The 16952-nt window shown below is 63.1% G+C and carries 21 protein-coding genes; 13 read left to right on the top strand and 8 right to left on the bottom strand.

What is annotated here, in order from left to right:
- Positions 1-76 precede the first annotated feature (76 nt).
- Both CIT40_RS15575 and pdxY read left to right on the top strand, forming a co-directional pair.
- On the top strand, positions 77-709 hold the full coding sequence (locus tag CIT40_RS15575; protein ID WP_094896833.1) for a TetR/AcrR family transcriptional regulator: 633 nt from the start codon (positions 77-79) through the stop codon (positions 707-709).
- Between the two features lie 79 nt (positions 710-788).
- Positions 789-1607, top strand: coding sequence for a pyridoxal kinase (pdxY, locus tag CIT40_RS15580; RefSeq protein WP_094896834.1), 819 nt, complete (start codon positions 789-791; stop codon positions 1605-1607).
- A gap of 5 nt (positions 1608-1612) precedes the next feature.
- Here pdxY and CIT40_RS15585 read toward each other — a convergent pair whose 3' ends face one another.
- The gene (locus CIT40_RS15585; RefSeq protein ID WP_094896835.1) at positions 1613-2917 is read right to left on the bottom strand and encodes a hypothetical protein; all 1305 of its coding nucleotides are present in this window, start codon (positions 2915-2917) and stop codon (positions 1613-1615) included.
- Positions 2918-3242: 325 nt separating this feature from the next.
- On the opposite strand from CIT40_RS15585, the gene CIT40_RS15590 reads away from it, so the two are divergent.
- The 4 genes from CIT40_RS15590 (at position 3243) to CIT40_RS15605 (ending at position 5344) form a co-directional block, all read left to right on the top strand.
- Positions 3243-3413, top strand: coding sequence for a Flp family type IVb pilin (locus CIT40_RS15590; protein ID WP_094896836.1), 171 nt, complete (start codon positions 3243-3245; stop codon positions 3411-3413).
- 211 nt (positions 3414-3624) lie between these two features.
- Positions 3625-3873: a hypothetical protein gene (locus tag CIT40_RS15595; RefSeq protein WP_094896837.1), complete on the top strand. Its 249-nt coding sequence runs from the start codon at positions 3625-3627 to the stop codon at positions 3871-3873.
- Positions 3874-4173: 300 nt separating this feature from the next.
- The gene (locus tag CIT40_RS15600; RefSeq protein ID WP_167443350.1) at positions 4174-4320 is read left to right on the top strand and encodes a hypothetical protein; all 147 of its coding nucleotides are present in this window, start codon (positions 4174-4176) and stop codon (positions 4318-4320) included.
- Between the two features lie 103 nt (positions 4321-4423).
- Positions 4424-5344, top strand: a complete 921-nt coding sequence (locus tag CIT40_RS15605; RefSeq protein ID WP_094896838.1) for a DMT family transporter — start codon at positions 4424-4426, stop codon at positions 5342-5344.
- Positions 5345-5352: 8 nt separating this feature from the next.
- Here the strand turns inward: CIT40_RS15605 and CIT40_RS15610 are convergent, their stop codons facing one another.
- Positions 5353-5703 (bottom strand): zinc ribbon domain-containing protein YjdM, encoded by a 351-nt coding sequence (locus CIT40_RS15610; RefSeq protein ID WP_094896839.1) that lies wholly within the window; start codon positions 5701-5703, stop codon positions 5353-5355.
- Between the two features lie 218 nt (positions 5704-5921).
- Between CIT40_RS15610 and CIT40_RS15615 the strand changes: the two genes are divergently transcribed.
- From CIT40_RS15615 to CIT40_RS15640, 6 genes are all read left to right on the top strand, one after another.
- The gene (locus tag CIT40_RS15615; protein WP_094897074.1) at positions 5922-6281 is read left to right on the top strand and encodes a c-type cytochrome; all 360 of its coding nucleotides are present in this window, start codon (positions 5922-5924) and stop codon (positions 6279-6281) included.
- A 174-nt stretch (positions 6282-6455) separates the two neighbouring features.
- A complete protein-coding gene (locus CIT40_RS15620; RefSeq protein ID WP_094896840.1) occupies positions 6456-6860 on the top strand; it encodes a VOC family protein in 405 nt (134 codons plus the stop codon).
- Between the two features lie 121 nt (positions 6861-6981).
- A complete protein-coding gene (locus CIT40_RS15625) occupies positions 6982-7665 on the top strand; it encodes a cell envelope biogenesis protein TolA (protein WP_094896841.1) in 684 nt (227 codons plus the stop codon).
- 91 nt (positions 7666-7756) lie between these two features.
- Positions 7757-8083: a non-ribosomal peptide synthetase family protein gene (locus CIT40_RS15630; protein WP_094896842.1), complete on the top strand. Its 327-nt coding sequence runs from the start codon at positions 7757-7759 to the stop codon at positions 8081-8083.
- A gap of 184 nt (positions 8084-8267) precedes the next feature.
- On the top strand, positions 8268-8804 hold the full coding sequence (locus tag CIT40_RS15635; protein WP_094897078.1) for a helix-turn-helix domain-containing protein: 537 nt from the start codon (positions 8268-8270) through the stop codon (positions 8802-8804).
- 307 nt (positions 8805-9111) lie between these two features.
- On the top strand, positions 9112-9393 hold the full coding sequence (locus CIT40_RS15640) for a hypothetical protein (protein WP_094896843.1): 282 nt from the start codon (positions 9112-9114) through the stop codon (positions 9391-9393).
- 132 nt (positions 9394-9525) lie between these two features.
- Here CIT40_RS15640 and CIT40_RS15645 read toward each other — a convergent pair whose 3' ends face one another.
- From CIT40_RS15645 to CIT40_RS15655, 3 genes are all read right to left on the bottom strand, one after another.
- Positions 9526-10014 carry a nucleoside deaminase gene (locus CIT40_RS15645; RefSeq protein ID WP_094896844.1) on the bottom strand — a complete coding sequence of 163 codons (489 nt, stop codon included), beginning with the start codon at positions 10012-10014 and terminating at the stop codon, positions 9526-9528.
- Positions 10015-10018: 4 nt separating this feature from the next.
- Positions 10019-10201: a hypothetical protein gene (locus tag CIT40_RS15650; RefSeq protein WP_148667200.1), complete on the bottom strand. Its 183-nt coding sequence runs from the start codon at positions 10199-10201 to the stop codon at positions 10019-10021.
- 80 nt (positions 10202-10281) lie between these two features.
- A complete protein-coding gene (locus tag CIT40_RS15655; RefSeq protein WP_094897080.1) occupies positions 10282-11856 on the bottom strand; it encodes a GMC family oxidoreductase in 1575 nt (524 codons plus the stop codon).
- Positions 11857-12375: 519 nt separating this feature from the next.
- Between CIT40_RS15655 and CIT40_RS15660 the strand changes: the two genes are divergently transcribed.
- Complete coding sequence (locus CIT40_RS15660) at positions 12376-12642, top strand: DUF2312 domain-containing protein (protein ID WP_094896847.1); 267 nt, start codon at positions 12376-12378, stop codon at positions 12640-12642.
- 210 nt (positions 12643-12852) lie between these two features.
- On the opposite strand, the gene CIT40_RS15665 is transcribed toward CIT40_RS15660, so the two are convergent.
- From CIT40_RS15665 to CIT40_RS15675, 3 genes are all read right to left on the bottom strand, one after another.
- On the bottom strand, positions 12853-13365 hold the full coding sequence (locus CIT40_RS15665) for a ParB N-terminal domain-containing protein (RefSeq protein WP_094896848.1): 513 nt from the start codon (positions 13363-13365) through the stop codon (positions 12853-12855).
- A 147-nt stretch (positions 13366-13512) separates the two neighbouring features.
- The gene (locus CIT40_RS15670; RefSeq protein ID WP_094896849.1) at positions 13513-15150 is read right to left on the bottom strand and encodes an ATP-dependent nuclease; all 1638 of its coding nucleotides are present in this window, start codon (positions 15148-15150) and stop codon (positions 13513-13515) included.
- Between the two features lie 92 nt (positions 15151-15242).
- A complete protein-coding gene (locus CIT40_RS15675) occupies positions 15243-16865 on the bottom strand; it encodes a hypothetical protein (protein WP_148667201.1) in 1623 nt (540 codons plus the stop codon).
- Positions 16866-16952 lie beyond the last annotated feature (87 nt).

Here is a 16952-nt window from a genome sequence, read left to right on the forward strand (position 1 = left end):
GAAAAACGCGTGCTTGCGTGCCGAGTCAAATACGACTAATTCGTCGCATTTCCTATTCGCATTCGCCAGGTGAGCCATGGCCGAGCGTCGAAGCCGTTCAATTTCTTCACGAAAACAGCCGCAACAGGCGCGCTCCAATGAGCTTGTCGCAGCTATTCTCGATGCAGCCGTTCAGGTCCTGACGAAGGAGGGCGCGCAGCGTTTCACCACGGCGCGGGTGGCGGAGCGGGCCGGGGTCAGCGTTGGATCGCTCTATCAATATTTTCCGAACAAGACCGCGATCCTGTTCCGTCTCCAGAGCGACGAGTGGCGGCGCACGAGCGAGCTGCTGCGCGGCATCCTCGAAGAGCGGGCGAAGCCGCCGCCGGTGCGGCTGCGCGCGCTGGTCCATGCCTTCATTCTGTCCGAGTGCGAGGAGGCCGCGATCCGCGGCGCGCTCAGCGATGCCGCGCCGCTCTATCGCGACGCGCCCGAGGCGCAGGACGCGCGGGCCGCCGGTGCGGGGATCATCGCGGCGTTCATGCGGGAAGCGCTACCCAAAGCCCCGGGGGCAACCCGTGCGCTTGCCGGCGAGCTGATCAAGACGACGCTGAGCGAAGTCGGCAAGCGGTTTTCGGAGACGCCGCGCAGTGAGGCCGAGATCGCTCGTCATGCCGAGGGGCTGGCCGACATGTTCTGCGCTTACCTCGGCGAGCTGGCGCGCCGCTGACGTGCGGGCGCCGCGTGCTCCCGGGGCCGGTACAGGCTACTCTTGCATCGCCTGATGTTTCTCCTTACGGACCACTTCCATGCTCGTCATCTCCATCCAAAGCCAGGTGGTCCACGGCCATGTCGGCAACAGCGCGGCCGCCTATGCCATTCAGGCGGAAGGCGTGAACGTTGCGGCGGTGCCGACGACGCTGCTGTCCAACCATCCGCGCTATCCGAGCCTGCGCGGGCGGGTGCTGGAGACCGAGCTCGTTGCCGATCTTCTCAGGGGCGTCGAGGAGCGCGGGCTCGTCGACGAGGCCGCCGTGCTCGTGACCGGCTATCTCGGCTCGCCGGGCAACGCCGCGGTGATCGCCGATTTCGTCGAGCGGGCGCTCACGCGGAATTCCAGGCTCGTCTATCTCTGCGATCCCGTGATCGGCGACGACGGCCGCGTCTATGTCGCCGACGGTATCCTGGATGTGGTCCGGCACCGGCTGCTGCCGGCAGCCAGCCTCACCACGCCGAACCAGTTCGAGCTCGAGCTGCTCTCAGGCCTCACGATCGCGGATGCGCAAGACCTGCGTGCGGCGTGTGCGGCGCTGGCGGGGACCGGCCGCATCGACGTGGTCGCGACCGGTTGCACGCTCGCTGATACCCCGGCAGGGCAAGTTGAGACGATCCTGTGCGCCGCGGGGCAGTTGTCGCGCTTTGCGACGCCGTGCCTGCCGATCCGCCCTTATGGCACCGGCGATCTTCTGACCGGCCTGATCGCCGCGCATCTGGCCAAGGGCGAGGCGATCGAGGCTGCGGTGCGGCTTGCGGTCGAAACCATCTTTGCGGTGCTCACGCGCACGCAAGAAGCCGGCACGGCCGAGATGCGGCTGGTGCCGCTGCCGACGCCGGGACGTAGACCTTGACGTCCTCAGGTTGCGCGCTTGCCGGTCGATTGCGCCGATTTCTGTGGCTTGGCCGGGCTCTTCTGCTCGCGCGCGGCTTGCGCCTTTTGGGCCTTTGGCGGCTTGGCGCTCGCGACAGCCCGCGACGTCTTCGGTTTGGCTCTGGCGACGTCCTTACGTTCACTCGTGCCACGCTTTGAGATGTATTCGGCGCCGTCGACCGGGCCGACATGCGGCGGATCGCGGCCGAGATAGGGCCGGCCGATGCCGTACGCCTTGGCATTGGCGTCGACCCACTTCCAGAGGATTTCAGTCGAGACCCAGCGCTGCGCCCGATTATTGCCCTGGGTGCTGACGATGTCCGCCGCCATGCCGTGGCCGTAGCCGCCGCGCGTGCTGCCGCCGTGATAGGAGCGGTCGGAGGCGGCCTTCAGGCCGCTTGCGATCGACTGGCGATAATCGTCGCGGAACGCGCTGGTGATGCCGGGCGAGAGGCCGGCGGCCTCCGCGGCGAGCAGCGTGCGGAACAGCTTCTGCTTGAAGCTCTTGTCCATGCCGCCGATGACGTAGTCCATCATCGACATGCCGGCATGCTCGGCCGCCTTCGGATCCTTCCAGCCGAAATCCTCGTCGACCAGCTTGGTGAAGCTGCGCATCACCGTGATCGTCTTGCCCTTGCGCTTGACGGTGACGGCGCGGCGCTCCTGGACCTTGATCGAGTCCTCTTTTGCGGTGCGCTGATAGAGCGCCCAGAGATAGCGGTCGATGCAGGCATCCATGACGAAGCATTCGTCGAGCACGGCGACGGTGTCGGCCGGCGGTGATGCCTTGCTCACAGGTGTGACGGGGCCGGTCGCGATCGCCGCGGGCGACAGTTCGTCCGTCGTCACGATCTCGGTGGGATCGGCAGAGGCGAGCTTGACCGTCGCGGGCGCTTCAACCGGGGAAGCCTCACTGACGACGGGCTCTGGTTCAGGCGAGATCTGCGGCGCGGGCGGCGTCTCCGCAGGCAGGATCAGCGCCGGATCGGCCGAGGCGAGCTTGATGGCGGGCGGCTCGGGCACCGTTTCAGTGATCGTCGGAGCCGGTGCCACGGCGATGGCAGCCGCGATGTCGGCGGTCAAGGCGATACCGTCCTCGATCGTCGCAGCGCGCGGCACGTCGGCGAGGTCGAGCCGGCTGAGATCTTTGGCGCGGGACACGGCAGCCGCATTGGCGCCGCTGTTCTCGATGAGGGCAGGGGCATAGGCGGAAAGGGAGAGCGCCAGCCAGCCGGCGACAACGGCCGAGGGGCACGCGACCGCCACCAGAAGAGACCGCCGATCGTTCATGATCCCTGCCTCCAAACGGTTCTGTTCGGACACGCTCTGTCGGAACAGTCATGATGCAAAACAGTCTTGCACGGAAAGGCACGCAGCGCCTCGATTGTTCGGAGGACCGTGTGGCGGCGCAATGGCGTAATTCGGCGAAATCGGGCTTTTCGCGGGGGTGTTGCCAAGGTGCAACGCGGGTTCCACAGCCGTTTTCGAGGGAAATCTCGAGCAGAAGCAGTGTTCATTGTCGTCAACTTGAAGCGATCGGGTTTATTCAATCTTGGATTGTGGTCGTGCATTTCTCGCTTGCCGGCGTTCCGGTAGAGTTGGGAAGGACACGATTGTGACGTTGAAATGCAAATGGGCTGAATTCCTCGCCGATGAATCAGGCGCCACCGCGATCGAATACGGCCTGATCGCAGCCGGCATCGCGCTCGCGATCATCGAGATCATCCATGCGCTCGGCATCAATCTCGTCGCAAAGCTGCAGTCGCTGGCGACGGCATTGAAATAGGGCGGCGCGCTATGGCCGGGGTGGTGTGCTCGGTGGCTGAACACCGTCCTTAAAACCGTCATGTCGCGGCCGGCCGTGATTCGGCCAACGCCTTGTACGCGTTAAACATATCGCCATGCACCGCACGCGCTGTTGCAATGCAGCAAAGCATGTCGCAATGCAGCAAATCGCGCCTAAATATGCTCCGACTCTTCCACTCTGGAGCATCACAATGAACAAGAAGACTCTGTCGATCGCCGCCGCCATCCTGGCGATCGCGGGCAGCACTGCGGCTTTCGCCGCCGAGTTGCCGACTTACGAGACCAACGGATTTCCGGTCTCGCCCTTGCAGGTTCGCGTCCTCGGCGCCGCGCATGTCGAGCAGCAGACCGCTGCGCCGACCAACCTCGCCTCGGCTCACCAGGTGAACGTGCTCAGCCCTCGCAAGGTGAAGACCGCCACCGTCGGCGTTGCGCGCTAAGCTGACATTTTGAACGGCAGCTGGGCTCCGCGAAAGAGGCGGAGCCCACTGCCTCAAATGATCGAAATCGACGCTGCTTGCGCAACCCGCGTGCGGCGATCGTTCGGACTGCCTCGTGCGCGATCTGGCGCCGATGCGCTGATCGAGAATCCGGCCGCGAACAAGTTCGCGTGAATGTGCCGATGATGTATCCCCGTTCATAACAGGCGTGATCCCTTTAACAGTTGCTTTGCACGTCGCGTCGCTTGATGCGGCCGCCGCATCGTTGCGGCCGATTTTGAAATCATATTGGAGGCCATCGTGCCCGTTGCACAGAAAGCCGATATCGTCACCGCGTCACCGCGTGCGTTCATTCTCAAGCACACGGCCCTGTTCGCCGCCGCCGCCTTGTTCGTGTTCGTGCTGAGCCTGACCTACGGCCTCGATCTCAGCCCGGGATTTTTCTGAGCGGCGTCGGGCGCGGCGCTGAAGCCCGATAATCACCGCCGCGTGCCAGCCCTGCAGCCGCATGGGTTGAGCCGATATAGGCGCTGACATAAGGCTTGAAGCCATGGATCAGCGGACCAGCGGCGCCGGCGCGCTCTCTCAGCAGCACGATACGGCGCCGGCACTGCTCGGCGTCACGTGCGGCCTTGCCGCGGCGCTGTTCTGGGCGCTGGGCTTTGCCGCCACGCGGCATGGCCTCAAGGTCGGTTTCACGCCGGTCGATCTGCTGGTGCATCGCTATGTCTGGTCGGGACTCGTGTTCCTGCCGCTGGTGCTCCGCGCCGGCATCTCCGATCTCTGCGGCATCGGCTGGAGCAGGGGTCTCTTGCTGATGGTGCTCGGCGGCCCCGTGATGTCGCTGATCTCCTACACCGGCTTTCTGTTCGTGCCGCTCGGCCATGGCAGCGTGATCCAGCCCTCCTGCGCGACGCTCGGCGGCCTCCTGCTCGCGGCGTTGGTGCTGAAGGAGCACATCTCCGCCTCGCGCCTTGCCGGCGCGGTCGTCATCGTCGGCGGCCTCGGCGTGATCGGCGCGGAATCGATCGGCCATATCGGGGCCGACGGCGTGCTCGGCGATTTGACCTTCGTGCTCACCGGATTGATGTTCGCAGGATTCGGCGCGGCTCTGCGCCACTGGCGCGTCTCGGCGGTGTCGGCTGCGCTGGTGATCAACGTGCTGTCGCTGCTGCTGCTGCCGGTCTACGTCGCAACCGTCGGCTTCGCCCATGTTGCGGCGATGGGCGTGACCGAGAATGCGATCCAGGCGCTGGCGCAGGGCGTGCTTGCCGGCCCCGCCGCGCTCTATCTCTACGCCGTCTCGGTGCAGCGCCTCGGCGTCGCCCGCGCCGCGGTGTTTCCGGCCTGCGTGCCGGCGCTGACGCTGCTCACCGGCTGGCTGCTGCTCGGCGAGCCCCCGACGATGCTGCAGGCCGCAGGACTCGTGACGGTGCTGTGCGGATTCTATCTGGCGCAGCGGCAGGGTTAGGCGCGGGCTCAAGCCTTCTTCACGAACTCCGACTTCAGGTTCATCGCGCCGATGCCGTCGATCTTGCAGGCGATGTCGTGGCCGTCGCTGGCGTCCTGCAGGCGGATGTTGCGCACCTTGGTGCCGCCCTTCACCACCGAGGAGGAGCCCTTGATCTTGAGATCCTTGATCACGATGACGCTGTCGCCGTCAGTGAGAACATTGCCGTTGGCATCGCGCACGCCGGTCGCCTGCGCGGTGTCCGCCGCCGCTTCGGCCGCACCGCTCCACTCATGGCCGCATTCCGGGCAGACCCAGAGATCGCGGTCCTGATAGGCGTGCTCGGAGCTGCAGGCAGGGCATTTCATCGCGTCGGTCATGGGCTGTCTCGTCAAAGCGCTTCGTTCGCGGCGCGACCGTAGGGGCGGGATCGCGGAAAGCAAGCGAAAGCTGCGGAAAGCGCCGGTGCCATACCACCGAAGCGGCGCGATGAGGATCGCAGTGAGCCAGCCGAGCAGCTTGCTTGACGCAGATCAACCTCGGCCGCCCGGTGCGACCTACGCTTCGTGTGCCTTCGAAGCAGTGACGGGAGATGGCGATGTCTCACAGCGTTCGACTCTATCTCGGGTTCGTCATCCTGGTCGCGTTGTCGGTGCTGCTTCTGCTGAGCGTCATTCACTCCGCCGCGGGGGCGCCGCGGTCCGGCCCGCGAGCTGCGGCCGAGGGGCATCGTCTGGCCGAGGCGTGGTGCGAGAGCTGTCATGCCGTCGACCCGCACATGCCGGGCTTCTTCGACGAGGCGCCGAGCTTCCAGGCCATCGCCGACCGCAACGGCACCACCGCGCTGTCGCTCAAGGTGTTCTGGCGGACCAGCCACCGGAGCATGCCGAACCTCGTGATCTCGCCGCAGCAGGCCGACGCGCTGTCGGCCTACATCCTGAGCCTCAGAGACAGGTGAGGCCGGGCAAAAGCGATTCTGCGAAAACAACCCCATGCACAGTAGAGATGTGCTTGATAAGGCTCGCATATTTCGGCAATGCCGAATCGTGCGACTTGAGGCGTCGGGCAAAACAGCGGATTGCGCTTGGCGCCATCCGAGCTAGGTTCGTTCCGCAATTGCAACGAGCCCGCCATGACCTTTCTCCTCAACATCGACGTCCCCGACGTCGCGCAAGCCACGCGCTTCTACACCGCCGCGTTCGGCCTCAGTGTCGGCCGCCGCTTCGGGAGTGATTTCGTCGAGCTGCTCGGCTGGCCCGCGCCGGTCTATCTCCTGACCAAGCCGGCCGGCACGATCGGTGCCGGCGGCGACCGCCGCCGCTACGAGCGGCACTGGACGCCGGTGCATATCGACGTCGTCGTCGATGATGTCGACGCCGCCGTCGCGCGTGCGCTCAGCGCCGGCGCGATCCTGGAGGCGCCGGCGCGCGATGCGCCCTATGGGCGGATCGCGATGCTGGCCGATCCGTTCGGACACGGGTTTTGTCTGCTGGCGTTCAGCGAGAAGGGGTATGATGCGCTGATTGGAAGTTCGTAGTTCGTAGCCCGGATGAGCGAAGCGACATCCGGGATATAACTCGCAGGATAAGTCCCCGGATATCGCTTCGCTCATCCGGGCTACGACCGCTAACACACAGCGAAATCACAATCGGGACGACATGCCGGCCAAGCCGAAACGAAAGCTGAAGACCTACCAGACCTCGCTCGGCTTCTATGACCAGGCTATCGCGGCACCCTCGATGAAGGCGGCGCTCGAGGCCTGGGGCGCCAGCTCCAATTTGTTCCATCAGGGCGCGGCGAAGGAGACCGACGACCCCGATGTCGTTGCGGCGACCATGGCGAAGCCGGGCGTCGTGCTCAGGCGTCCGGTCGGATCGGACAAGCCGTTCAGCGAAAGCGCGGAGCTGCCGACCGATCTCGTCGATGACGACGCCGAGCCCGGACGCAAGCGCAAGAAACAACCTAAGAAACAACCCAAGAAACAGCCGAAGAGCAAGCCGCGATCCTTGAAGCGTCCCGCCAGGGCCGCAGAGAAATCATCCGGCAAGAGCGACGATCAGGCAGCCCGCAAGGCCGCCGCCGCGTTCGAGAAGGAGGAGCGGCGGCGAGAGGCTGCGCGCGCCAGGGAGGAGGCCGCCCGCGCCAAAGAGCGCGCCCGCCGCGACAAGGCGGTCGCCGCCGCCGAGGCAGTGCTGGACAAGGCACGACGGGAACACGATTCCAGGGCGGAGGCGATCGAGGCTGAGCGGGCCGCGCTGGACGAGCGCGCGGAGGCGGAACAGGACCGCTGGGACAAGCAGCGGATCAAGCTGCAGGAGGCGCTGCGCCGGGCGCGGGAGTAGGGCCGCGAAAACGCCGGACCAACATGTCTCGCGCGCGCCGCAGGATCGCGGTTCCATCCCTATATGAGCTGATGTCTCATACAGGATCTCCATGCCCGAAAAGTCCTCGAAATCCGCAAGCCCCATGCTCGTGCGCCCCAGGCGCGCGGCGCCGGTGCTGGTCTGCCGCAAATGTCTCAAGCGCAGCGACGAGGGCCGCGATGTCGGTCGCGCGCTGAAATCCGAATTGAAGGCGCGGAGGCCTGATGGCCTCAAGCCGGCCAAGCTGGTCATGACCGGATGCTTCGGCCTGTGCCCGAAGCGGTCGATCGTGGTCGCGAGCGGCGCCAGCCTGCAGCGGCAGGAATATGTGCTGGTAGAAGACCGCGATCAGGTGCCGCGCGCGCTCGCGCTGTTGAACGGCGAACGCGACGGTTGATCGTCGGTCCCGGCGCCGGCGGGCGCGCGTTGGCAGGCATTTCTTTGCCGCGGCCTGCAGTTGTGGCTGAGCCGCCGGACGATCAGCAGCTCCGGAAAAGCTCCGCGCGGTAGTTTTCGCTGTGATGGCGGCGAGGGCGGAGAGGCTGTTCGACGCTGCCGCATCGACCGGGAGCGCAAGCACCATGAGCGATCATCGCGCCGCAGCCAGGCGCCACACGCTGCGGACCGGCCTCGTCGAGTTCGACAACGGCGCCGGCAGCATCGTCAGCGTGCCCTGCACGATCCGCGACGTCTCCGCCACCGGCGCGCGTCTGGCGCTGAACAGCTCGGCATGGGTTGCCGACGCGTTCACGCTGGTGTTTTCGAGCGGCCTGCGCAAGGGTTGCCGGGTCGCCTGGCGCAAGGAGCGGCTGATCGGCAGCGCGTTCGCGGACGGCTATGCGAGCCCGGACGAGCAGGCCGCGATGATGACCGCGGACGAGCAGGCAAGGCACCGCCTCGGCATCGGCGCGCGCGTCAAGGCCGCACGCGAGACCCGCGGCTATACGCGAGCCCAGCTCGCCGAGCGCATTGGCGTCACGCCGGCTTTCGTAGGCCAGGCCGAGCAGGGCGAGGCGGACATTCCGCTGTACCAGCTGATGCATATCGCAGATCTGCTGATGGTCGGTCTAGACGGGCTCGTGGCGGGGCCGGTGCCGGAGGAGGTTGATGCGGGGTAGGGCTTCGTAGCCCGGATGAGCGTAGCGACATCCGGGACTTCGTTGCCGGATGATTCCCGGATATCGCTACGCTCATCCGGGCTACATCCGAGCGCGCCGCTCTATCCCCGTCATTGCGAGCGTAGCGAAGCAATCCAGGCTGCCTCCACCGAAGGATTCTGGATTGCTTCGTCGCAAGGGCTCCTCGCAATGACGGCGGAGAGGTCGGAGCGCCAAATTCGTCAGCGGTCATCCCAGCAAGCTCGCGCGAAATTTGCTTGCCTTGGTCCGAGTCCTTTTGCACTCTCGCCGCGAAGGAGACCAATGCATGACAAAAATCACCGCCGCCTGCGCGCTCGGAACCGCCCTGGTGCTGGGCAGCCTGGCAACATCGGGTGCTGAAGCCCGGACGCGGAAAGCCGTCGTCGTTCGCGCACCCCAGGAGCGCCTGATCGTCACGGCGCCCGTGCTGAGGCCGACGCCGTGGGATTACAACGTCGTTCCGCGCTATCGCTACCGCCCCGAGGACGACAAGGTCGATCCCTACGGCCCGCCGCTGGTGCCGTCCTATGTGCGCTACGAGGGATGGCGCTGGCCGTATTGGTGGTAGGAAGCGACAATTCGTAGGGTGGGCAAGGCGAAGCGTGCCCACGTGTCTTTGGCCGGATCGCAGAGATCGTGGGCACGGCGCAAGGGCGCCTTTGCCCACCCTACCACTCATCCGGGCTACAAGCGTCCGCCCTCAGATGTTGCCTTGCTCGCTCTCCGGCACCCTGTCCCAGGGGCGGTAATAGAGCCGGGCGCATTCCTCGCGCAGCACGCCGCCTTCGATGCTGAGATCGTCGCGATAGGCCTTGGCGACGAAGTCGAGCGTATCGACCTGGCGCGCCTCGAAATACATCTTGTGGACGTCCTCGCGGCCGGCGCCGTAGACGATGCGCGAGACCTTCGACCAGATCGACGCCATGGTGCACATGCCGCAGGGCTGCAGGGTGGTGTAGAGCGTGGCGCCGCGGATCTCGCCGTTCTCGAACGAGGCGCCGGCGGCCCGGATCGCCTCGATCTCGGCATGGGCGACGGCGTCGTGATGCTCGGCGACATGATTGCGCTCGGCCGCGAGCACGCGCCCGTCCAGCACGATGACGCAGCCGATCGGGCTCAGCGCGGGATCGGTGCCGTCAGCGCTCGCCACGCGCAAGGCCTCCGCCATCCAGCGCACATCCTCGCTCATCGCCCTATTTCGGCTCGATGCGAAGCCTGGGGTCGGTCGGCAACACCACGGCGCCGGCGTCGGCCGCGGCCTGCTCGGTGGTGACGGTCCGCCGGGCGTCGGCCTCCTTGGCCGGCAGCAAGAACAGGCCGGCTGCACCGAGAGCGATGCTGGCGAGAATGATGATCAGAACGGGAACGTTGCGCATGATCATACAAATCAAATGACCGCCGCAAGTTCCTGAAAGCGCAGAGACAGACGAAGTGGATTACGCGGCGCAAAACCACCCTACGAAATCGACGTTTTCCTCAACCGCTCAGCCATCCGCTCGGCGATGGCGACCGTGGTCAGGTGCGTATTGGCGCGCGGCACTTCCGGCATGATCGAGGCATCGACCACCCGCAGGCCCGTGTAGCCGATCACCCGGCACTCGGGATCGACGACGGAGCGCGGATCGGAGGCCGCGCCCATGCGGCAGGTGCCGCTGGCATGCTGGGCATCGCTGCACTCGGCGAACAGCCAGTCATCAAGCTCGGCGTCGCTGAAAGGCGCGTCCATGGAGTGTCCGCTGTTGCCGTAATCGACGCGGGAGGCGATGTCGGTCACGGCAGGCTGCAGGCAGATTTCGCGCAGGCGGCGGACGCCGTCGCGCATCCTCTCGAGATCGCGCGGGTCGGACAGCATCCGTTCCTCGACCGCAGGATCGACTTCGGGGTCGGTGGTGGTGATGCGGACGCTGCCCTGGCTAAAGGCCTGATAGACGGAGACCGCGATGCGTCCCAGCGAGACCACGGCCAGCGCTTGCGGCGTGCGGGCGAGGTTACCTGCGATCATGATCATGTCGTTGTCGCCGGCGCCCGCAAGCCCCGACGAATAGCGCAGGCAGCAATTGGTGTGCCGGTGCATCAGCGTCGAGACCTGGCGGTCGTCGCGCAGATGCAGCAGCGCGTTGACGATCGGATGATCCAGCAGGTTCTCGCCGACCGGCAGGTCGGCGCGGACCGCGATGCCGAGCCGCTCCAGCAGCGCGGCGGGGCCGATGCCGGAGCGTTGCAGGATCGCCGGCGAATGGATCGCGCCGGCGCAGAGGATCACCTCACGCGCGGCGCGCGGCGTATAGGACTGGCCGTTGACGCGGACCCGGACGCCGCTGGCATGCAGCCGGTTGCCCTCGAACACGATGGTGTCGACCAGTGCGTTGCCGACGATGGTGAGATTGGCGCGGCCGCGCGCCGGCTCCAGATAGCCGTCATTGGTGGAGATGCGCAGGCCCGCTTCGCTGTTGATCGCATAAGGCGAGACGCCGGTGCCCTCAGGCGCGTTGTGGTCCTCGCACCAGCCATAGCCCAGCGCCAGCGCCGACGATCGCAGCGCCCGGTCGACATTGCCCCAATCCGGAATCGGCGCGCGATACACCGGGATCGGACCGCGGTCGCCGTGCCAGGCGGCCTCGGGGAAATTCTTGTCGGTCTCGAGCTTGCAGAAGAAGGGCAGCATCTCGTCCCATGACCAGCCGGTGCAGCCTGCCTCCGCCCAGCGATCGAGATCATCGGGAACGGCGCGGATCGCGATCTGGCCGTTGATGGTCGAGCTGCCGCCCATGGCACGGCCGCGCCAGAGCAGCAGCGGCTCTTGCCGCTCGGTGCGCCGCGCGAGCAGGTTCGGCCAGCGGAAGTCGTCATCGCCGATGGCGCGCATCGGGTTCGGGATGCGGATATGCTCCGGCGTGGTCGCCGTGCGCAGATCCTGCCCCGCCTCGAGCAGCAGCACGCGATGCGAGGGGTTTTCGCTGAGCCGCGCCGCCAAGGTGGCGCCGGCGGAACCGCCGCCGATGACGATGGTGTCGTAATCCTGCTCAAGCATTTTCGCTTGCTCCATTCCTCGCGCGTCATCCCACGCGCCCTTGAACGCAACCTGCGATGTCGCGTCGTTGATCACGACGCGCGGTGTCGATCCACCAGGCCGCGTGGCCAACACATAGATCATTGCGCCAGACTGTTTCCAGCCATGTCGCGCACAAAGTTGTGGCGCGGCAGCGATGATAAAACGCGCAGAAGGACGGGGCAGGCGCAGCGTCGCGTCGAGATTGCCGCGGAAGGGATCGTATAGGACTTGTTGCGGGAGGCCTGCGCGCACGCCTCGTCCTTCGAGACGGCGCTCACGCGCCTCCTCAGGATGAGGCCAATGGGCGTCAGTGCCTGTTGAAACTGTAGCCACGTATTCATCAGTAGACACGCATTCAGTCCTCATCCTGAGGAGCCCGCCTAAGCGGGCGTCTCGAAGGATGGCCGCAGGGGAAAGGTCTCATGCGCGGCGGCGCGGTTAACACATTGGTTATATCTTTACGGTCATTTTCGCGACCTCAGTCAGCGAGGAGGTACCATGTCCGACATCACCATTCCCGGCGGCAAGATCCGTTCGTTCGTCGAGCGGATCGAGAACCTCGACAGCGAAATGCAGGAGTTGAGCGAACAGAAGAAGGAAGTCTTCGCGGAAGCCAAGGGCGATGGCTTCGACGTGAAGATCCTCAAGGAGATCATCAAGCTGCGCAAGGAAGACAAGAACGAGCGCGACGAGCGCGAGAGCCTGCTCGACCTCTACATGCGCGCGATGGAGACGGCCACGCCGGAGCAGGCGAAGGCGGCGTGAGACGCAGACAGATCAGTGAAGAGTGACGGCCGCAATCCCGGCGATTGCGGCCGTCACGCGGTGACAACTGGCCAAGGGGAAGGGCAGCAGAACCCACCGTCATTCCGGGGCGCGCCCGCTTGGGCGCGAGCCCGGAATCCATCGGGCGGCACGACACGAGGCGCAATGGATTCCGGGCTCGCGCTTCGCGCGCCCCGGAATGACGGCGGCTCAATAGCGGCTGCCGGTGCCCTTCTGCTGAGTGATCCAGTCCGACAATGATTTTGGTTTCGCTTTCACCATCCGGACGGGGGATGCCTTCGCATTGTCGCGCAGGCCTTTCGTCGAACCTGCGCGCGGCGCTTGCGTTGCGTTGCCTCTCGAGCCAGCCGTCGCCGCCTCCGCGGCTTCCTTCTCCAGCCGCAACTGCTTCAATCGCGCCATCTTGATGCGCTCCGCCTCGACTTCGGGTCGCTCGGCGAGCAGCGGCTTGGGTTGAGCCATCTCGGCCGGAACCAGGACGCCGAGAATGGTCGTCTCGCCGAGCGCCTTGCAGGCCTCTAACCGATGCAGTCCCTCGACCAGAACGAGGCGGTCTCCGTCCATTCGAACGGAAATGGGGGTCTGCTGCCCGATGTCCAGCATGCTTTCCGCGATCTCCGCGACGATCTCGGGCTTGAGGGTCTTCTTGATTTTCGTGGGAACGAAGATCGTCTCGATCGGGAAGCTTTCCGGTGGGGGCATAACTCGACTCCGCTTCTACCGGGGCCGTTGGAACTCATGCCGGTGAGGTCAGGAGTTTAAGGGGAAAGGGATCGACCGCAAAGGCAATTCGGCGCGCGGGGTATTGAATGAGCCTCTAATGAAACCCCTAGTAAGCTCGCGGATCGCTCAAATTCGATTGAGGAATATTCCGAGATCGAGGTCGGCTATATCGCTCTTGGCGATGTAGTGAGCGATCTTCCAATTGTCAGCCTTGCTCCAACCGTTCGGGTGATCGGCCAAACGCTCAAACGGCTGAAGGACCTCAAAACTGTCGCCTAATGCCGACTTGATAGCATGATCAGGAAAATAGTTTTCAAGAGCGCGCAGCTCTGTGACGCAGACTTCAAATCCAACCTTTTGGCAGATGTCTTGAAATGCAATGCGTCGCTGGGCTGGTGGGGCCGCTTCGTGCGGTCGCTCGCTGTCCACTAGTGCGAATATGTTGTTCGAAAGTCGCTTCAACTCTTGTAACTCTTGCTCTCGTCCACCTGCAACGAGCTGATCCCCGCCCAAGGGCAAGATCACAGTAGTGTGTTCCTTGCCGAAGAGGCGCAACAGCTGCTGCACGGCTTTGACATCGTTTACCCCTTCAACCAACAAAATTCGGTCGCACCCCATATCCTTAAAAGCAGAAAAGCTGAGTTCTCCTAAAAACTCCGAGTAGTTTGAAGTGGCTTCAAAAGGACGGATAACAGGCCCTCGTTCTTCTTTTTGAATTGAGTAAATGCGATTCGCGACGGAACGAGCTAAGCCAATCGAGTGGGTTGAAAACAGGCATCCGACCGCGGCGTACTGTGCAAGCGTGAGCAAAAAATCCATCTGCAACGCGGGATGCAGATTGGTCTCAGGTTCATCTATTAGGATGATCGATGGCTTCGATGTCGCGGCATTGCCGAGCACCATAACAAACTGGCTGATGCCAGATCCCAATTCACCAAGGCGGTACTGGTTGCCATTGATAGTAGCCAGCAGAGTCTCGAGCGGTACTGAAGCATTGATCTCCAATTGTTCAAACTGAAAGAGGCGCCGAATCTCTTCCGTTATTTTCGTGATCGCGCGAGCATTTGCTTTCGACCCACCTGTCTTCCAATTGTTCCAGAGGTTGATGAAGCCGGTGCCGATCTGGAAGTCATAGTAGCTAGCCGACCCTTGGTTGAGGGCATTTCGGAATGCGCCGTAGTATTTGGCGTTTCTGAAAACGCTTAAGATTTCGCGTAGGTCCTGGAAGTCGAAGAGCGTCCTAGGTTGACCATTAGCAAGAAATAGCCCGGTCGACTGTTCTCCGACAAAGCCACTAGGAGCTTCTACAGGTGCATCGGGAGATTCGAGAGAGTAGGCCCGAAGCCACCACGTGGTTGGGGCTGACCGATGAGCAGTAAGGCGTAGACGATGCATGTGGTGGACGATTGTCCCGGGCTCAGCATCGATGCCTTCTGAGACGTTGCTGGGATTGATTACTTCAAGTTCGATGCTGAGGTTTCGATCGTTCGAGTTGTTGAAAAGCTCCGCGGGATCCGATGTCCCAGGATAGCTGATGTTTATCTGACTTCCGTTTACCCCGGCCCCCAGGCTCGGATCAAGTGTAGGTGGCCGAATCAATACGTCGAACAATTCGCGCAACTCGAAAATAAGTAACTTCAATGCCGATTTACCCGCGTTATTCGGGCCGACTAGCGCAGTCAAGCCGTGTCCGATTTCAATCACCGCGCGCGCTTGATCTGAGAAGCCGCGGTAATTCTTTATCGTTAGCTTTGCTGTCTTCATTGTCCTGCGTCAGCTCCTGGGTGAGCCCTTGCAAAACCCATCAACAATCCTGGGGAAGATAGATTTCGAAAAGGGCTCAAACCATCCTGCGGCTACGTGGCGCCCGTCCTTCGATGATAGGGCATGTCAGCGACGATCATTTGTTGGGTCGAGCCGTCCCAAGCATAGTAGATGCGAAGGCACCGGCTGGGATCGCGCGTATTTCCCCCGTTCTTAATGTGCCAATCCGCCGTGTATTGGTTGCCCTGCCAACTAAAATCGAAGCTATCTTTACCGCAATGAGCATTGCGCACTCCGTCGCTAACAGGTTCCTCCCTAATTGAGCCGTCACCGCCGCTTATTCGCGAATTACGCCCTTCATTGGCGAGCCAAAGGAGGCAGTTCGCAGCCAGTGAAAAATCAGTGAACTCAGGAGACTTTACTGCACGACGCGCAACGGGGCTTAGAACGACGCGCCCCGCGAGATTGGAATCGCACCAGTTTGCAAAATCGGCCCACGAGTCAGGAAGAGAGAGTGTGGCATCGGCTTTCTCGCCTTGCTGCTCAATTTGGGAAAGTAGTTGCTGCACCCGAAATGCTGAGGCACGTTGTTGTTCTTCTGCTGCCTCAGCTCTCTGCTCCGCCCGATCGTGTTCGCTGGCATAATATTCTTGAGCCGCTCTTTCTTCCTCAACCTGCTTTTCGAGGGTCGCGATCCGAAGCTCGGCTGCTTTCAGTTGTTCGACGTCACTCGCTCCCTCATTAGCTAGTTCTTGCTGCCTTTGTTTCAGGCGCGAGCTGCGGATTGCTGCGAAAGCTAATACCTCGTCTCCAAGGAGCGTGCGACGCACGCTTTCGTATGCAGCGAGAGTTCGTATCCACCTTGCGCATTGTGCAGGCCCGTCCTGTGTGGCTAGGTGGTCTGCGATCACAAGCCTATGGTTGTAGGGGCTAGCATCTTCGGCAAATCCGGGAAGATAAACTCTGACCGCGCCGCCGAACACAGAGCGTTGTTTGCCAAATCGATCAGTTATTCCCCAAGTGAAAGGAGCCGGCACGACTACAACGATAGCTATGCCAAGCGTTGCCCGGGCTAGACTATCGGCGTCTAGCAGAGGTTCTTCTTCGTTGGTGCCAGCTTCCGGTACCGTTAGTACGAACAAAGGCAGTTTGCGATTTTGATCCACCATTTGGTCGCAGAGATCATCAGCCTCTTCATACGATCGGATAACTCTAGGGGTCGCCGCCAGGACATTGCATCCGCGGGCAAGCCCGCAGTGTTCAGCGACTTGTTGAACTAGACCGGGGACATGAGGTTCGATGTCTAGTTCGTCTTCAGACGTGCTGGCGAGAAGTCTAAGGCTGAAGCGTGGAGCTTGGTCAGCGAGTGTTCCAACAACTACTTCCGTAGTCCATATACGTCCGGGTATCTGCTTGTCCGGATCTTCGGCACGAATCGCCCAGACGTCCGCTTGCTCAGTTTGGATTCGAACGCCAATGCTGTTTCTGCCGCCTGAGAAATACTCAAAATCGCGATGTTGCCACGCTTCTTGAGGGAGGCGTCCGCCAGATCTCCTCTGTGCCCAGGCAAGAACTTCTTGGCGTGCCGCATTGGCGGGCTTCTGTTTCCGCGTACCTATTGTCGCGGCAACTCGAAGAACTTCGTGTTCGCGTACCGGTCCTGCCATTCGCGCGAACAGCGGGACGAGCGCCTTCCATATTGGGGAAGCTTGCATTCAGCTAAGCCTGGGTCGGAGCCGCGCGGTACGTAAATCTTAGGTAAAGAATAAAGGATCGATAAATTTACGGTTCATCTTATGGTT

The sequence above is a fragment of the Bradyrhizobium amphicarpaeae genome (assembly GCF_002266435.3).
Classification (GTDB): Bacteria; Pseudomonadota; Alphaproteobacteria; order Rhizobiales; family Xanthobacteraceae; genus Bradyrhizobium; species Bradyrhizobium amphicarpaeae.

What these genes read in the sequence shown, in the direction of transcription:
- CIT40_RS15655 (WP_094897080.1), bottom strand. Translation starts at nt 11,856, where the DNA reads ATGCTTGAGCAGGATTACGACACCATCGTCATCGGCGGCGGTTCCGCC.
- CIT40_RS15615 (WP_094897074.1), top strand. Translation starts at nt 5,922, where the DNA reads ATGTCTCACAGCGTTCGACTCTATCTCGGGTTCGTCATCCTGGTCGCG.
- CIT40_RS15645 (WP_094896844.1), bottom strand. Translation starts at nt 10,014, where the DNA reads ATGAGCGAGGATGTGCGCTGGATGGCGGAGGCCTTGCGCGTGGCGAGC.
- CIT40_RS15595 (WP_094896837.1), top strand. Translation starts at nt 3,625, where the DNA reads ATGAACAAGAAGACTCTGTCGATCGCCGCCGCCATCCTGGCGATCGCG.
- CIT40_RS15665 (WP_094896848.1), bottom strand. Translation starts at nt 13,365, where the DNA reads ATGCCCCCACCGGAAAGCTTCCCGATCGAGACGATCTTCGTTCCCACG.
- CIT40_RS15660 (WP_094896847.1), top strand. Translation starts at nt 12,376, where the DNA reads ATGTCCGACATCACCATTCCCGGCGGCAAGATCCGTTCGTTCGTCGAG.
- CIT40_RS15675 (WP_148667201.1), bottom strand. Translation starts at nt 16,865, where the DNA reads ATGCAAGCTTCCCCAATATGGAAGGCGCTCGTCCCGCTGTTCGCGCGA.
- CIT40_RS15625 (WP_094896841.1), top strand. Translation starts at nt 6,982, where the DNA reads ATGCCGGCCAAGCCGAAACGAAAGCTGAAGACCTACCAGACCTCGCTC.
- CIT40_RS15635 (WP_094897078.1), top strand. Translation starts at nt 8,268, where the DNA reads ATGAGCGATCATCGCGCCGCAGCCAGGCGCCACACGCTGCGGACCGGC.
- CIT40_RS15670 (WP_094896849.1), bottom strand. Translation starts at nt 15,150, where the DNA reads ATGAAGACAGCAAAGCTAACGATAAAGAATTACCGCGGCTTCTCAGAT.
- CIT40_RS15620 (WP_094896840.1), top strand. Translation starts at nt 6,456, where the DNA reads ATGACCTTTCTCCTCAACATCGACGTCCCCGACGTCGCGCAAGCCACG.
- CIT40_RS15575 (WP_094896833.1), top strand. Translation starts at nt 77, where the DNA reads ATGGCCGAGCGTCGAAGCCGTTCAATTTCTTCACGAAAACAGCCGCAA.
- CIT40_RS15610 (WP_094896839.1), bottom strand. Translation starts at nt 5,703, where the DNA reads ATGACCGACGCGATGAAATGCCCTGCCTGCAGCTCCGAGCACGCCTAT.
- pdxY (WP_094896834.1), top strand. Translation starts at nt 789, where the DNA reads ATGCTCGTCATCTCCATCCAAAGCCAGGTGGTCCACGGCCATGTCGGC.
- CIT40_RS15640 (WP_094896843.1), top strand. Translation starts at nt 9,112, where the DNA reads ATGACAAAAATCACCGCCGCCTGCGCGCTCGGAACCGCCCTGGTGCTG.
- CIT40_RS15630 (WP_094896842.1), top strand. Translation starts at nt 7,757, where the DNA reads ATGCCCGAAAAGTCCTCGAAATCCGCAAGCCCCATGCTCGTGCGCCCC.
- CIT40_RS15605 (WP_094896838.1), top strand. Translation starts at nt 4,424, where the DNA reads ATGGATCAGCGGACCAGCGGCGCCGGCGCGCTCTCTCAGCAGCACGAT.
- CIT40_RS15585 (WP_094896835.1), bottom strand. Translation starts at nt 2,917, where the DNA reads ATGAACGATCGGCGGTCTCTTCTGGTGGCGGTCGCGTGCCCCTCGGCC.
- CIT40_RS15650 (WP_148667200.1), bottom strand. Translation starts at nt 10,201, where the DNA reads ATGCGCAACGTTCCCGTTCTGATCATCATTCTCGCCAGCATCGCTCTC.